Source organism: Streptomyces sp. NPDC052012, from assembly GCF_040689265.1.
In the GTDB taxonomy this organism is placed as follows: domain Bacteria; phylum Actinomycetota; class Actinomycetes; order Streptomycetales; family Streptomycetaceae; genus Streptomyces.
The window spans coordinates 1-15,125 of sequence record NZ_JBFAXA010000047.1 but is presented as its reverse complement, the minus strand read 5'-3'; the positions used below and the strand labels follow the sequence as shown (position 1 = coordinate 15,125).

General features: G+C 71.6%; 12 protein-coding genes. 2 read left to right on the top strand and 10 right to left on the bottom strand.

Annotated features, from left to right (window positions below; all coding sequences use genetic code 11):
* Positions 1-130: 130 nt before the first annotated feature.
* The 4 genes from AB0412_RS35615 to AB0412_RS35600 all read right to left on the bottom strand — a co-directional run bounded on the left by AB0412_RS35615 (position 131) and on the right by AB0412_RS35600 (position 6,834).
* A complete protein-coding gene (locus AB0412_RS35615) occupies positions 131-814 on the bottom strand; it encodes a response regulator transcription factor (protein ID WP_366406775.1) in 684 nt (227 codons plus the stop codon).
* Between the two features lie 228 nt (positions 815-1,042).
* Positions 1,043-2,932, bottom strand: a complete 1,890-nt coding sequence (locus AB0412_RS35610; protein WP_366406774.1) for a PQQ-binding-like beta-propeller repeat protein — start codon at positions 2,930-2,932, stop codon at positions 1,043-1,045.
* A gap of 89 nt (positions 2,933-3,021) precedes the next feature.
* Positions 3,022-4,770: a PQQ-binding-like beta-propeller repeat protein gene (locus tag AB0412_RS35605; RefSeq protein ID WP_366406773.1), complete on the bottom strand. Its 1,749-nt coding sequence runs from the start codon at positions 4,768-4,770 to the stop codon at positions 3,022-3,024.
* A gap of 249 nt (positions 4,771-5,019) precedes the next feature.
* On the bottom strand, positions 5,020-6,834 hold the full coding sequence (locus AB0412_RS35600) for an ABC-F family ATP-binding cassette domain-containing protein (protein WP_366406772.1): 1,815 nt from the start codon (positions 6,832-6,834) through the stop codon (positions 5,020-5,022).
* Between the two features lie 156 nt (positions 6,835-6,990).
* Here AB0412_RS35600 and AB0412_RS35595 point away from each other — a divergent pair, with 156 nt between their 5' ends.
* Positions 6,991-7,587, top strand: coding sequence for a Uma2 family endonuclease (locus AB0412_RS35595; protein ID WP_366406771.1), 597 nt, complete (start codon positions 6,991-6,993; stop codon positions 7,585-7,587).
* Positions 7,588-7,592: 5 nt separating this feature from the next.
* On the opposite strand, the gene AB0412_RS35590 is transcribed toward AB0412_RS35595, so the two are convergent.
* The 5 genes from AB0412_RS35590 to rsmI all read right to left on the bottom strand — a co-directional run bounded on the left by AB0412_RS35590 (position 7,593) and on the right by rsmI (position 12,759).
* Positions 7,593-8,486, bottom strand: a complete 894-nt coding sequence (locus tag AB0412_RS35590; protein WP_366406770.1) for a 4-(cytidine 5'-diphospho)-2-C-methyl-D-erythritol kinase — start codon at positions 8,484-8,486, stop codon at positions 7,593-7,595.
* A complete protein-coding gene (gene rsmA / locus AB0412_RS35585) occupies positions 8,483-9,364 on the bottom strand; it encodes a 16S rRNA (adenine(1518)-N(6)/adenine(1519)-N(6))-dimethyltransferase RsmA (protein ID WP_366406769.1) in 882 nt (293 codons plus the stop codon). Before rsmA ends, AB0412_RS35590 begins: the two co-directional genes overlap by 4 nt.
* A 57-nt stretch (positions 9,365-9,421) precedes the next feature.
* On the bottom strand, positions 9,422-10,795 hold the full coding sequence (locus tag AB0412_RS35580) for a ubiquitin-like domain-containing protein (RefSeq protein WP_366406768.1): 1,374 nt from the start codon (positions 10,793-10,795) through the stop codon (positions 9,422-9,424).
* Positions 10,796-10,907: 112 nt separating this feature from the next.
* On the bottom strand, positions 10,908-11,789 hold the full coding sequence (locus tag AB0412_RS35575; RefSeq protein ID WP_366406767.1) for a TatD family hydrolase: 882 nt from the start codon (positions 11,787-11,789) through the stop codon (positions 10,908-10,910).
* Positions 11,790-11,907: 118 nt separating this feature from the next.
* On the bottom strand, positions 11,908-12,759 hold the full coding sequence (gene rsmI, locus AB0412_RS35570) for a 16S rRNA (cytidine(1402)-2'-O)-methyltransferase (protein WP_366406766.1): 852 nt from the start codon (positions 12,757-12,759) through the stop codon (positions 11,908-11,910).
* Between the two features lie 98 nt (positions 12,760-12,857).
* Here rsmI and AB0412_RS35565 point away from each other — a divergent pair, with 98 nt between their 5' ends.
* Positions 12,858-14,612: a phospholipid carrier-dependent glycosyltransferase gene (locus AB0412_RS35565; RefSeq protein ID WP_366406765.1), complete on the top strand. Its 1,755-nt coding sequence runs from the start codon at positions 12,858-12,860 to the stop codon at positions 14,610-14,612.
* A 12-nt stretch (positions 14,613-14,624) separates the two neighbouring features.
* On the opposite strand, the gene AB0412_RS35560 is transcribed toward AB0412_RS35565, so the two are convergent.
* The coding region (locus tag AB0412_RS35560) for an ABC transporter permease (protein WP_366406764.1) at positions 14,625-15,125 on the bottom strand (501 nt) is incomplete at its 5' end.

Genomic DNA, 15,125 nt, shown 5'->3' with positions numbered 1-15,125 from the left:
CCGAGGACGGACACCACCGCCCCGGCCCCGCCCCACCCACCCCCCGTAGGCGCTACGCGCACCCCCACCGAAGCCGCACTGGCGCCGCAGGCACGCAACGCGCACCCCCACCCGCACGCGACCGCGCGTCTCAGCCCTCCCGCGTCCCCGCCGGCCCCGCCCGATCCAGCAGCCCCGTCCTCGCCGCCAGCGCCGCCGCCTCCAGGCGCGACCCCACGCCCAGCTTCATCAGCACCCGCTGCACATGCGTCCGCGCCGTCGACGGCGCGATGCCCATGCCCGCCGCGATCAGACGCGTGTCCTCACCGTCGGCCACCCGCACCAGCACCTCCACCTCCCTCGGCGTCAGCATCTGCAACAGCCGCTGCCCCTCGTCATCCGGCTGCGCCACCGGATTGAGCAACTCACCGAACGCCCCCTGCAACAACCCCGGCGCCACGGCAGCCTCCCCCGCCCGCGCCTTCATGATCGCCCGCTCGACACCCTCGATGCGCTCGTCGTGCCGCACATACCCGGACGCCCCCGCCGCGAACGCCGCCGCGATCCCGCGAGGACTCGGCACCGGCCCCAGCACCACCACCGCCACCTGCGGCCGCTCCCGCTTGATCTTCACCACCGGGTCGAAGATCCCCGGCTCCGCCGGCGCCGCCGTCCCCAGCAGACACACCTCCGGCGCCCTGCTGATCACCAGATCCGCCGCCCCCGCCACCGGCGCCGCCGCGGCCAGCACCCGGTGCCCGCGCAGCTTCAACGCGGACGCCAGCGCCTCCGCCAGCAATCGGTGGTCGTCGACCACCATCAGCCGCACTCCCATAGAGAACCCCCCAGTCCCCCCAACAGCCCTCACACCCACACGCCATCACGCACCCGGTGGATGCCCCCGGAAGCTACACGCTTGTTCGACGTTGCGCTCCCCCTACCGGCGAGAATCGCCCCGGATCACCGAAATTCTCGCATTCGATGACGATGAGCGCAGGATGAGCGGTACGCGAACGGCCCCGCCCCTGAACAGGGGCGGGGCCGCACGGACACACCGGAACGATCAGCTCGTACCGAAGGCGATCGCCAGATACTCCTTCTCGTCCGAACTCGAGAAGTCGCTGGCGAACACGTCCGACATGTACAGCCGACCCTGGGAGTACAGGATCTCCGCGGAGTCCGGCAGCATGCTCGTCTCCACGTCCCGCACGGACTCGGTCGACGGGTTCTCCATCAGCGTCGTCTGCTTGAAGGTCCCGCCGTCGATGCTGACGATCTGCCCGCCCTTGTCGTACGGCGGCTTCTTGTACGCCAGGATGTTGCCGCCGTCCATGCGCAGCGGCGTGATCGAGTAGTCCTCGCCCGCGTCGGCCCGCTGCCCGGTCTGCTTACCGGTGCTCAGGTCGAACGCGACGATCTCGTTGGTCTGGCCGTACTCGCTCCCGCTGTCGTGTTCCTCGGTCGGGATGTACAGCCGGTCGTTGCCGACCGCGAGCCCGTTGCAGTGCTCGATCTTCGTGATGCCGTCGCAGCGCGCCGCGTACTCGTCACCCGGCGCGGAGATACGCGTCCGCAGCTTGCCGGTCTTGTTGTCGATCGAGAAGAAGTCCGAGATGCCGCTGCCGTCGCCCGCGGAGTCACCGACGTCGGCTGCCATGACGAGCGGATCGGTGGACACGACGGCCGCGTACTCGATGCCCTCGGACATCTTGTACTCCGAGATCACGTTCCCGGTCTTCGGGTCGATGGTCTGGATGTGCAGCTGCCGCTGCTCGTACGAACCGCACTTGCGCACCGCGACCAGCTTCGGACCGCCGCCGTACCCGGAGTCGTAGCAGGTGTCGGACGTCTTCGGCGCCCACAGCGCCTTGCCCGAGGCCACCTCCCACGCGGCGCCACCGCTCGTGCTGCCCGCGGCGACCGTGCCGCCGCTGACGGTGACGTTGTTGAAGCTGATCTCCATCGTGCCGGACTTGGCGGTCTTGGACCACACCTTCTTGCCCGCCGCCAGGTCGATCACCGAGACCTGCGTGCAGCTCTGCGGGTCGGTCTTGGTCGGCATGGCGGGCTTGTGGACGATCGCGGTCCTGCCGTCGTCCGTGACGTGTTCGGTGGCCGCGCACACCGGGCCGGGCAGGTCGATCGTCCAGGCCTCGGTGCCCTTGTCGCGGTCGTAGCCGACGATCTCGGCGATGCCGCTCTTGGCGTACACCTTGTCGGTGAGCCAGGAGCCGGAGGTGACGATGGAGTCGGTGCCCTTGGGGAGCTTGGGCTCCGGCACCTGGAAGAGAACCTTGGAGCTGGGGTCGGCCGGGACCTTCTCCTTGCCGCCGGAGGACGTACCGCCGCCGTTCTTCGAGTCCTTGCCGCCCGTGCCGCCGCCGGAGCTCGCGGTGTTGTTCTTGTCGTCGTCCTTGCCGGACGAGCTCGCGTACCAGACGCCGCCGCCGATGATCAGGGCGATCGCCACGACCGCGGCGACGATGATCGCCAGCTGCGCGTTGATCTTGCGTCCGCCGCCCCCGGGCCCGCCCGGCTGCGGCGGCATCGGCACGGTCGCCTGCGGATAGCCGTAACCCGGCTGCCCGTAGCCGGGCTGACCGTACTGCGGCTGCCCGTACGGCCCGGTCGGCTGCTGCCCGGGATACCCGTAACCGGCCGGAGGCTGCGGCGGCTGGGCCTGCGGCGGCTGCTGCGGATACCCGTACCCGGGCCCCTGCGGAGCCGCCGGGGGAGGCGTCTGCGGTGCGGCCGGCGGAGGCGTCTGCGGAGCCTGCGGATACCCGTATCCCGGCTGCGGCTGGGGAGCCTTGCCGAGATCGGGCCCACCCGCCGACGGCGGCTGCTGCGGCGGCTGCGCGGGCGGCTGCGGCTGCTGCCCCGCAGGGTCCTGCGGCGGGCCGAAGCCCGGCTGCTGCGGCGGCTGGTGGGGCGGCGGGGGCGGCTGCGTCATGACGTGAGTACCTCAGGAGTGCTGGAGAAGGGGACGGACGACGACGGGACGTGAGGAGGAGCGAGGGGACGTGCGGGTCGCGCCACGCCTCACTTGCCGTAGGCGAGCATCAACTTCTCCTTCGAGTCGTCATTTCCGGTCAGCCGGGTGGTCGAGATGTAGAACCGCTCGTCGACCCAGTCGATGGCCTTGCTGAAGAAGCCGTTCTCGATCTCGGCGACGCCCTGCGGGTTCTGCATCAGCTTCACCGGCTTGTGGCTGCTGCCGGTGACCGGGATGGCCACGACCTGCCCGCCCCCGTCGTACGAGGGCTCCACATAGGCGATGAGCTTTCCGGCGACGACCTTCATCGGGACCATCGACTCGTCCGCCGGGGACTTCTGCCGCCAGCGCTCCTTGCCGTTGGCGAGGCTGATCGCGACGATCTCGTTGGCACCGCTGGTCGCCTCGGTGGGCAGGTAGAGGGTGTCGCCCTCGACCGCGACACCGGAGCAGCCCTGGAGTTCGCGGTTGAGGATGCCGAACCCGCACTCGGGGGCGAAGTCCTCGTCGACGTCGACCTGCGCGCGCACCGTGCCGCCGGCGGTGAAGCTGGAGATGTTCCAGGCCTTCTTGTCCTCGTTGGTGCTGTAGATGACGAGCGGGTCGACGGAGTACGCCTTGGAGACGCGCCAGCCCTTCTCGTACTTGTAGGTCCACTTGACCTTGCCGGTCTTCGGGTCGAGCTCCTGGACCTCGTCGTGCTCGTTGTTGCCGCCGGCGCCGCAGGAGGCGACCTGGATCAGCCGCTCGCCGCCCGCGAAGGCGGACGGGAAGCAGGCGTCGCCGTACTTCTTCTTGTCGAAGAGCTTGTCGCCGGACGCGACGTCGTACGCCGTCCCGGACATCGAGCGGCCCACCATCAGCGTGTTGCCGGTGAGCGACAGCTCCAGGGAGAGCGTGGAGTCGAACAGCTCGCCCTCGGCGACCTCGATCTTCCAGCCCTTCTCGCCGGTGTCGAGGTCGACGAGCTGGAGCTGGTTGCACTTGGCGCGGTCGCTGGCGCCGTTCATGTAGGCGATGACGACCTTGTCGTCGGACGTCTGCTTCGGGGTGACCGCGCAGATCTTCTGCGGGAAGGTGATGGTCTCCCAGGTGGGCTTGCCGTCACCGACGTTGTACGCGGACAGCTCCTTGTAGGCCGCCTTCACGGCGGTCTTCTTGGTGATCCACATGCCGGGGGCGTCGGCGCCGGAACCGGGCGCGTCGGGCGCCTCCTTGTACCAGAGCACCTTGGACTCGCCGGGCCGGCGGCCCTCGTTGAGGTTCTCCGGGTCCTCACCGCCGTCGCCGCTGCCGTCGCCCGGGTTGACCGGGGCGTCGGACGGGTCGGCCTTGCCGTCGTCGGTCTTCTGGGCGACCGGCTTCTTGTCCTTCTTGTCGTCGCCGGACACCGCCCACACGGTGCCGCCGACGACCAGCAGCGCGGCGACCGCGGCGGCGCCGATGGCGAGGGCCGGCTTGCTCTTGAAGGGGTTGCGCGAGCCGCCGGGCCCGCCGGGCGGAGTGCCGGGCGCGCCGGGGAACTGCGGCTGCGGCGGGTAGCCGTAGCCGGGCTGGCCGTACGGGCCCGGCTGCTGCGGCTGGCCGTAGGGGCCGGAGGTGTAGGGGCCCGGCTGGCCGTACGGTCCGGGCTGCGGCGGCTGCTGCGGGTAGCCGTACCCGGGCTGTTGTGCTCCGGGCGGCGGGCCCTGCGGGGGCGGTGGTGTCTGCGGAGCCCCGAAACCACCCTGCGGCGGCGGATCCTGCGGTGCTCCGAAGCCACCCGGCTGCGGCGGCTGGCTGGGCGGCTGGCTCATCAGCGCGTTCCCCCTTATTGCTCACTGATTTTTCGCCACGTGCCGAGGTACGCGCCGGCCTCGGATGCGTGTGCGGGCAGTGACTCAGACAGTTCTCAGACGGCTCTTTCTATCACCCGCCGCCGACAGCCCACCGGGCCGCGTCCTCCCCTGTTCCCAAGGGAGGACCGGCCTGTGATGCCACCGTTACGCGCCTTCACGCGCTTTCACGCGCCCTTCACGCAAACGCACGCCCCCCAGGCACGCGGGTCAGGCGTCCTCCGCCAGTTCCAGCCAGCGCAGCTCCAGTTCCTCCCGCTGACCGGTCAGTTCCCGCAGTTCGGCGTCCAGTTCGGCCACCTTCGCGAAGTCCGTGGCGTTCTCGGCGATCTGCGCGTGCAGCTGGGTCTCCTTCTCGGAGATCCTGTCCAGCTGGCGCTCGATCTTCTGCAGTTCCTTCTTGGCGGCGCGCTGGTCGGCGGCGCTCCTCTCGGCACCGGCCTGCTCGGCGCGGGCGGCGGGGGCCGGAGCGGAGGCGGCGACGGCCTCCTCCATGCGCTTGCGCCGCTCCAGGTACTCGTCGATGCCGCGCGGCAGCATCCGCAGGGTGCCGTCGCCGAGGAGGGCGAACACCCGGTCGGTGGTGCGCTCGACGAAGAACCGGTCGTGGGAGATGACGATCATCGAGCCGGGCCAGCCGTCGAGGAGGTCCTCGAGCTGGGTGAGGGTCTCGATGTCGAGGTCGTTGGTGGGCTCGTCGAGGAAGAGGACGTTGGGCTCGTCCATGAGCAGCCGCAGCAGCTGGAGCCGGCGGCGCTCACCGCCCGACAGGTCCCCGACCGGCGTCCACTGCTTCTCCTTGTTGAACCCGAAGGTCTCGCACAGCTGCCCGGCGGTCATCTCGCGCCCCTTGCCGAGGTCGACGCGCTCACGCACCGCCTGCACGGCCTGGAGCACCCGCCAGGTCGGGTCGAGTTCGGCGACCTCCTGCGAGAGGTAGGCGAGTTTGACGGTCTTGCCGACGCGGATGCGCCCGCCCGCGGGCTGCACCTCGCCCTCGCTGCGGGCCGCCTCGGTGAGCGCCCGCAGCAGGGAGGTCTTGCCGGCGCCGTTGACTCCGACGAGGCCGATGCGGTCGCCGGGGCCGAGCTGCCAGGTGACGTGCTTGAGCAGCACCTTGGGCCCGGCCTGGACGGTCACGTCCTCCAGGTCGAACACCGTCTTGCCGAGCCGCGAGGAGGCGAACTTCATCAGCTCGCTGCTGTCCCGGGGCGGGGGCACGTCCTTGATGAGCTCGTTGGCGGCCTCGACGCGGAAGCGCGGCTTGGACGTCCGCGCGGGCGCGCCGCGCCGCAGCCACGCGAGCTCCTTGCGGACGAGGTTCTGCCGCTTGGCCTCCTCGGTGGCGGCGATGCGTTCGCGCTCGGCGCGGGCGAAGACGTAGTCGGAGTAGCCGCCCTCGTACTCGTGCACGACACCGCGCTGCACGTCCCACATGCGGGTGCACACCTGGTCGAGGAACCAGCGGTCGTGGGTGACGCAGACGAGAGCGGACCGGCGGGTCCGCAGGTGCTGGGCGAGCCAGGCGATGCCCTCGACGTCGAGGTGGTTGGTGGGCTCGTCGAGGACGATCAGGTCCTGCTCCTCGATGAGCAGCTTGGCGAGCGCGATCCGGCGCCGCTCGCCGCCGGAGAGCGGTCCGATGACGGTGTCGAGCCCCTTGGGGAAGCCGGGCAGGTCGAGCCCGCCGAACAACCCGGTCAGGACGTCCCTGACCTTGGCGTTGCCGGCCCACTCGTGGTCGGCCATGTCCCCGATGACCTCGTGCCGCACGGTCGCCTCGGGGTCGAGGGAGTCGTGCTGGGTGAGCACCCCGAGCCGCAGCCCGCCGGAGTGCGTGACGCGTCCGGTGTCGGCCTCCTCCAGCCGGGCGAGCATCCGGATGAGGGTGGTCTTGCCGTCCCCGTTCCGGCCCACGACCCCGATCCGGTCCCCTTCGGAGACGCCGAGGGAAATCCCGTCGAGCAGCGCACGCGTCCCGTACACCTTGCTGACGTTCTCGACATTGACCAGATTGACGGCCATTTCTCTCCTGCCCGGTGGATCGATCAGCTTTCAAGCGTAGGCCCTCGCGGAACGCGCCCGGGACGCGAGGAGACAGTCACTCTTTGTGATGACGTGATCGGAAACGGACGGCTACCGTAGGGGGCAGGCAGCAGGATCCCGTCCATGGGAGGAACCATGACCGCCGAGTCCGTAGAGCACCGCCACCCCTGGCCGGTGCCGCCCGTGGACGGCTACACCGTGGACGACCTGTTCACGCTGCCCGATCTCCCGCCGCACACCGAGTTGATCGACGGGAGCCTGATCTTCGTGAGTCCGCAGCGTCGCTTCCACTTCCTCGTGATCGACCTCTTGGTCAACGGGCTACGCAGCTCTCTCGGTCCAGACTTCAGTGTCGAGCGGGAGATGACCGTCGTCCTGGACAAGCGCAACGGCCCCCAGCCCGATGTCAGCGTGGTTCGAGCCGACGCGGTCACAGGGTTGGATCAGACCAGCTTCCAGCCTGCGGACGTCCTGCTCGCCGTGGAGGTCGTCTCGCCCGACTCGGAATCCCGCGACCGTACGACCAAACCGCTCAAGTACGCCCTCGCGGGAATCCCCAACTACTGGCGTGTCGAGCAGGACGGAACCACCGGCCGTCCCCTCGTCCATGTCTACGAGCTCGACCCGATGACGCGGTCCTATGTACACATGGGTTGGCACCGCGACCGGATCAAGGTCGACAAGCCTTCCCCCATCGCCATCGACCTGGGCCCGGTCGAAACGCGACCCTGAGTGCTTCAGACGACCGTCGCACCCGGCACGGGACCTGCCGCCGTACGCACCGCCCGGCAGGTCCCGGAGGCGCGCAGGGCATCGGTGAGCCCCTCCGCCGCCTCCGCGTCCCGCGCAAGGAAAGCCGTCGTCGGTCCCGAGCCCGAGACCAGCGAGGCCAGTGCCCCCGCCGCCCGCCCCGCCGCGAGCGTGTCCGCCAGCTCGGGGAAGAGGGACAGCGCCGCCGGCTGAAGGTCGTTCGAAACGGCCGCGGCGAGCGCGTCGACGTCACCCTTGGCCAGGGCGTCGAGCAGTTCCCGCGAGGCCACCGGCTCGGGAATCTCCAGCCCCTCCCCCAGCCGGTCGAACTCCCGGAAGACCGCCGGCGTCGACAGTCCCCGCGAGGCCATCGCGAAGACCCAGTGGAAGGTCCCCCCGACCTCCAGCTCCGTCAGCTTCTCGCCCCGGCCGATCCCCAGCGCCGCCCCTCCCACCAGGCTGAACGGCACATCGCTGCCGAGCTCGGCGCAGATGTCGAGGAGTTCCTCCCGCGAGGCGCCGGTCCCCCACAGCGCGTCGCACGCCAGCAGGGCACCGGCGCCGTCCGCACTGCCGCCCGCCATGCCACCGGCGACGGGAATGTCCTTGGCGATGTGGATATGGACGCCGGGCGTGCGGCCGTACCGCTCGGCGAGCGCGAGGGCCGCACGGGCGGCCAGGTTCGTGCGGTCCAGGGGGACCTGGTCGGCGTCCGGGCCCGCGCACGTCACGCGCAGCTCGTCGGCCCCGGTGACCGTGACCTCGTCGTACAGGCCGACCGCGAGGAAGACGTTGGCCAGGTCGTGGAAGCCGTCGGGGCGGGCGGCGCCGACCGCGAGCTGGACGTTGACCTTGGCGGGGACGCGCACGGTGACGCTCACTGCTGACCCGGCTCCTTGCTCGTGGCGTGCTCGGCGATGCGCGCGAACTCCTCCACCGTGAGGGACTCGCCCCGCGCCTGCGGCGACACCCCGGCGGCGACCAGGGCGGCCTCCGCCGCCGCGGCGGAGCCGGCCCAGCCGGCGAGCGCGGCCCGCAGCGTCTTGCGGCGCTGCGCGAACGCCGCGTCGACGACGGCGAACACCTCGCGCCGGGAGGCGGTGGTCTTCAGCGGCTCGGCGCGGCGGACCAGCGACACCAGCCCGCTGTCGACGTTCGGGGCGGGCCAGAAGACGTTGCGCCCGATGGCGCCCGCCCGCTTGATCTCCGCGTACCAGTTGGCCTTGACCGAGGGGACGCCGTACACCTTCGAACCGGGCGCGGCGGCGAGCCGGTCGGCGACCTCCGCCTGGACCATGACGAGGGTGCGCTCGATGCTCGGGAAGGTCTCCAGCATGTGCAGCAGCACCGGGACGGCCACGTTGTAGGGGAGGTTCGCGACGAGCGCGGTCGGGGCGGGGCCCGGCAGCTCGGTGACGTGCATGGCGTCGGAGTGGACCAGCGCGAACCGGTCGGCGCGCTCGGGCATGCGGGCGGCGACGGTGGCGGGCAGCGCCGCGGCGAGCACGTCGTCGATCTCGACGGCCGTGACGCGGTCGGCGGCCTCCAGCAGCGCCAGCGTGAGCGAGCCGAGCCCCGGGCCGACCTCGACGACCACGTCGTCGGGCCGCACGTCGGCGGTGCGGACGATCCGGCGGACCGTGTTCGCGTCGATCACGAAGTTCTGGCCGCGCTGCTTGGTGGGCCGTACGCCGAGGGCGGCCGCCAGTTCACGGATGTCGGCGGGGCCCAGGAGGGCGTCGGGGGTGGGGCTGCTCACGGGACAAGGGTACGGGGCGGCGGGACCGCCCAGGTCACACCCGGCGACCGTCCGCCGCTACCCCTGCAGGCGGGCCCCGCAGTGCGGCCACGGACTGCTGCCGCTGCGCACGTACAGCTTCTTGGCGCGGTACGTCTGTTCCGCCGGTGACGCGTCCTGGGGCCTGCCCTGCCCGCCGAGGCTCTGCCAGGTGCGGGTGTCGAACTGGTACAGCCCGCCGTACGTCCCCGACGGGTCCACCGCGTCCGGGCGGCCCCCGGACTCGCAGGCGGCCAGCGCGGACCAGTTCAGCCCGTCCGCTCCCCGCACCGACGTGGGCGGTGCGGCCGTGCCCACCTTCACCACCTGCGCCTCGGGTTCGCGCACCACCTCCGAGCGCAGCCGGTGCGGCTTCTGCCGGACGCCGTTGACGGTGCGCACGGAGTAGGTGACCCGGCGCAGCCCCGGCCGGCCCGGCCGTTCGACGACCTCGGTGCCGCGCAGCAGGGAGGGGTCCTCGGTGCGCAGCTCCCGGAACGGGATCGGCTCGTCGTGGACCTCCCGGGTGCGGGTGATCCGCAGCACGGTGATCGTCTGTCCGTCGCGCGGGAAGCTGCCGGGCGCGACGGACGTGGTGTCCAGGCCGCGCAGGGTGATCCCGGCCTGTTCCACGGCCTCGCGCACGGTGGCCGCGTTGGTGCGCAGGGTGCGGGCGCGTCCGTCCGCCATCACGGTCACGGAGCGTTCGGTCCGCACGTCCAGCGCGAGCCCTTCCCGCCCGATGCGCCGGGAGCGCTCGGTGGACAGATACGCGCCCTCCGCGCGCACGCCCAGCTGTCTGAGCGCCCCCTCCACGGTGTGCGCGGTCGTCCACACCTCGCGCCGCTCGCCGTCGAGGGTGAGGATCAGGGGCCGCCCGTAGCGCACCTCGATCTCGTCGCCGTCGCCGAGTTCGGCGCCGGGGCCGGGGGTCACCACGTCGTGCGCCCCGACCCGGATGCCCTCCTCGGCCAGCAGTTCGGTGACGTCGTCGGCGAAGGTGTGCAGGGTGCGGGGCGTGCCGTCGACATTCAGCTCGACCGCCTTGTCCTCGGCGAGGAACGCGGTGGTGCCGCCGGCGAGGAACGCGACGACCAGCGCCCGCGGCAGCAGCCGGCGCACCCCGTCCGTCCGCTCGGCGTACCGGGCACGGCGCCGGTGCCCGGGCCGCGGGGCGGCCGGCGGTGCGGTGAGGGCCGCCTGGCGGGGCAGCGCGGGCTCGGTCGGCTCGTAGGCGGGCGTCCGCTCGTATGCGGGCCGGTAGGTGTCGGGCCGGTGCGTGTCCTGCCGGTGGGTGTCCTCGACGGCGCCGGGCGGGCCGGGGATGCCGTATCCGTGTCCGACGGTCCGGGCGGTGTGCAGATCGCCGACCGTCGTGTCCGTCTCGTACGTCTCGAACCGCGCGTTGCTCACGCCGACACGCTCCAGGGCCTAAGGGGTCCGGCTCGGGCCCCCAGAACCTAGCGGAGCGATGGTCACTCTCCAAAGCGGCACGACTACGGAACGTACGCGCGAGGGGTGTGCCTCAGTACCCGAAGGCGCGGGCGGTGTTGGCCGCGAGGGCCGTCGCCATCGTGTCCTCGTCGATGCCGCGCACGGCGGCCATGGCCCGCACGGTCACCGGCACCAGGTAGGGCGCGTTGGGCCGCCCCCGGTAGGGCGCCGGTGTCAGGAAGGGCGCGTCCGTCTCGACCAGCACCAGCTCCAGCGGCGCGACAGCGAGCGCGTCCCGCAGGTTCTGGGCGTTCTTGAAGGTGACATTCCCGGCGAAGGACATGAAGTACCCGGCCTCGGCGCAGACCTCCGCCATCTCGGCGTCCCCCGAGTAGCAGTGGAAGACGGTCCGCTCGGGCGCACCCTCCTCCTTCAGCACCCGCAGGACGTCGGCGTGGGCGTCGCGGTCGTGGATGACCAGCGTCTTGCCGTGCCGCTTGGCGATCTCGACATGGGCGCGGAAGGACCTCTCCTGCGCCTCCTTGCCCTCCGGCCCGGTGCGGAAGTAGTCGAGCCCGGTCTCGCCGACCCCCTTGACCTGCGGCAGGGCGGCCAGCCGGTCGATCTCCGCGAGGGCCTCGTCCAGCGCGGCGTTCCCACCGGGCTCACGGGCCCCCTGCCGCGACCAGCCGTCGGGATCCCCGTGCACGATCCGCGGCGCCTCGTTCGGATGCAGGGCGACGGTGGCGTGCACGGCGTCGTACGCGGCAGCGGTCTCGGCGGCCCACCGAGACCCGTCGAGGTCACACCCGACCTGCACGACCGTCGTCACCCCGACCGCCGCGGCCTTGGCGAGCGCCTCCTCCACGGTGCCGGCCTGCATGTCGAGATGCGTGTGCGAGTCCGCGACGGCGACCCCGAGGGGAGCGGGCAGGGGCGGGGCGGCGTTCTTGTCACGGTCGTTCGCGGGCATGCCCCGATCCTACGAAAGAGTGTGCGCCTTTCGGTCGACGGCAACTGCCACCCCCAGGGGCGCGGGGAACTGCGCGACCAGCCACGACGACGCCGCACCCCGCACCGAATCCGCACCCCTAACGGCGCTCCCCGGCCCCCTTCGCCGCAACCACCGCATCAAACACAACCCGCTTGGGCACCCCCGCCTCCACCGCAACCGCGGCAATCGCCTCCTTGCGCCGCTCCCCCGCCTCCTCCCGCACCCGAACCCGCCGCACCAGCTCCCCGGCGTCCACTTCCTCCGCCGTGTCCCCGGCCCCTTCGACCACCACGGTGATCTCCCCGCGCACGCCCTCCGCCGCCCAGCCCGCCAGCTCGGCCAGCGTCCCGCGCCGGACCTCCTCGTACGTCTTCGTCAGCTCCCGGCACACCGCCGCCCGCCGCTCCCCGCCGAACACCTCGGCCATCGCCGCGAGCGTGTCGTCGAGCCGGTGCGGTGACTCGAAGTAGACGAGCGTGCGCCGCTCCCCGGCGACCTCCCGCAGCCGCCCCAGCCGCTCCCCCGCCTTCCTCGGCAGGAACCCCTCGAAGCAGAACCGGTCCACGGGCAGCCCGGACACGGCGAGCGCGGTGAGCACGGCCGACGGCCCGGGCACCGCGGTGACCCGCACGTCCCGCTCCACCGCCGCCGCGACCAGCCGGTACCCGGGGTCGGACACCGACGGCATCCCGGCGTCCGTCACCAGCAGCACCCGCGCCCCGCCCACCAGCTCCTCGACCAGCTCGGGCGTCCGCGCGGACTCGTTGCCCTCGAAGTACGACACGACGCGCCCCTTCGGCGTCACCCCGAGCGCCTGGGTCAGCCGACGCAGCCGCCGCGTGTCCTCGGCGGCGACGATGTCCGCGCCGGCCAGTTCCTCGGCGAGCCGGGGCGGGGCGTCGGAGACGTCGCCGATGGGAGTGCCTGCGAGTACGAGGGTTCCGGTCACGCCTCCATCCTCCCAGCACCTCACCGACAGCACGGACGGAGGCGGGGCATACCGCCCATGCACGGGACTCACACAGCGCGGTTCCCTACGATGGCGCGGTGACCAGTACAGCGTCGTCCATGGACTCCACGGACACCCGGCAGGACCAGGCGCCGCACGAGCAGCGGCCGACGTGGCAGCAGCGGCTGCGCCGTTTCGGCTACGCGGCGAAGGCGGACAGAGGCGACGCCCGCGACCGACTGGTCCCGCCGTACACCGAACCGTCGCCCCGTCTGTGGGCGACGCTCGGCGTGCCGCCGGTGCTCGCGGACCGGATCACCCGCTGGTCGGGGTGGGGCGGCCCGCTGCTGGTCACGCTGCTGGCAGGGGTGCTGCGGTTCTGGAACCTGGGCAGCCCGAAGGCGGTGATATTCGACGAGACGTACTACGCCAAGGACGCGTGGGCGCTGGTCCACCGCGGCTTCGAGGTCAACTGGGACAAGAAGGCCAACGACCTGATCCTCTCCTCCGGCGGGAACGTTCCGGTCCCGACGGACGCGGCGTACGTCGTGCATCCGCCGGTCGGCAAGTACGTCATCGGGCTCGGCGAGCTGATCTTCGGCTTCGACCCGTTCGGCTGGCGTTTCATGACGGCCCTGCTCGGCACGCTCTCCGTGCTGATGCTGTGCCGCATCGGCCGCCGCCTGTTCCGCTCGACGTTCCTCGGCTGTCTCGCCGGCGCGCTGATGGCGGTGGACGGGCTGCACTTCGTGATGAGCCGGACCGCGCTGCTCGACGGCGTGCTGATGTTCTTCGTGCTGGCGGCGTTCGGCTGTCTGCTGATCGACCGCGACAGGGCACGGGAGAAGCTGGCCGCCGCACTGCCCGTGGATTCCGACGGCCGGACCCTGCCGGACGCGAAGGTCGCGGAGACGACCCGCATCGGCTTCCGCCCGTGGCGGCTTGCGGCGGGCGTGATGCTGGGCCTGGCGATCGGCACCAAGTGGAACGGCCTGTACATCCTGGCCGCGTTCTGTGTGCTGGCGGTGCTCTGGGACGTCGGCTCGCGCCGCGTCGCGGGCGCCCACCGCCCCCGTACGGCGGTGGCGAAGCACGACCTGGGCTGGGCCTTCCTGTCCACGGTCCCGGTGGCGGTGTTCACCTACTTCGCGTCCTGGATCGGCTGGATCCTCTCCCCGTCCGACGGCACCGGCGGCTACTACCGCGACTGGGCGACGAAGGACGGCAGGGACAGCGCCTGGTCGTGGCTGTTCCCCGACTGGTGGCGCAGCCTGTGGCACTACGAGAACCAGGTCTACGACTTCCACGTCGGCCTGTCCTCCCCCCACACCTACGAGTCGAACCCGTGGAGCTGGATCGTCACCGGCCGCCCGGTCTCCTACTTCTACGAGGATCCGTCGCCCGGCACGGACGGCTGCCCCGCCGACGCGGGCGCGAAGTGCGCCCGCGAGGTCCTGGCCCTCGGCACCCCGATGCTGTGGTGGGTGGCCTGCTTCGCCGTCCTGTACGTCCTGTGGCGCTGGCTGTTCCGCCGCGACTGGCGGGCGGGCGCCATCGCCTGCGGCATCGCGGCCGGATACCTGCCCTGGTTCATGTACCAGGAGCGCACGATCTTCTACTTCTACGCCATCGTCTTCCTCCCCTTCCTGTGCCTGGCGGTGGCGATGCTCCTGGGCGCGATCGTGGGCCCACCCCGCACGACGGACACCCGCCGCGTGGCCGGCGCCACGGCAGCGGGTGTCCTGACCCTGCTGATCGCCTGGAACTTCATCTACTTCTGGCCCCTGTACACCGGCACGGCCATCCCGATCGACGACTGGCGGGCGCGGATGTGGCTGGACACGTGGGTCTAGTGCCCTGGTGTCCTACTTCGGGTCGCGGTTGAAGAGGGACCTGGACCAGAGGTAGCCGAGGGCTGCCAGGGCCAGGCACCAGGTGACGGCCAGCCAGCCGTCGTTGCCGATCTCGGTGCCGAGGAGCAGGCCGCGGAGGGTCTCGATGGCCGGGGTGAAGGGCTGGTACTCGGCGATCGGCTGGAACCAGCCCGGCATCGAGTCCAGCGGGACGAAGGCGCTGGACAGCAGCGGCAGGATCAGCAGGGGCATGGCGTTGTTGCTGGCCGCCTCGGCGTTCGGGCTGGCCAGGCCCATGCCGACCGCGATCCAGGTGAGCGCCAGGGAGACGAGTGCGAGGAGCCCGATCGCCGCGAGCCACTCCAGGGCGGTGGCGTCGGTGGAGCGGAAGCCGATGGCCACCGCCACCGCGCCGACCAGGAGCACGCTCATCACGCACTGGAGCACGCTGCCGACGACGTGGCCGATGAGGACCGAGCCGCGGTGGATCGCCATGGTGCGGAAGCGGGCGAT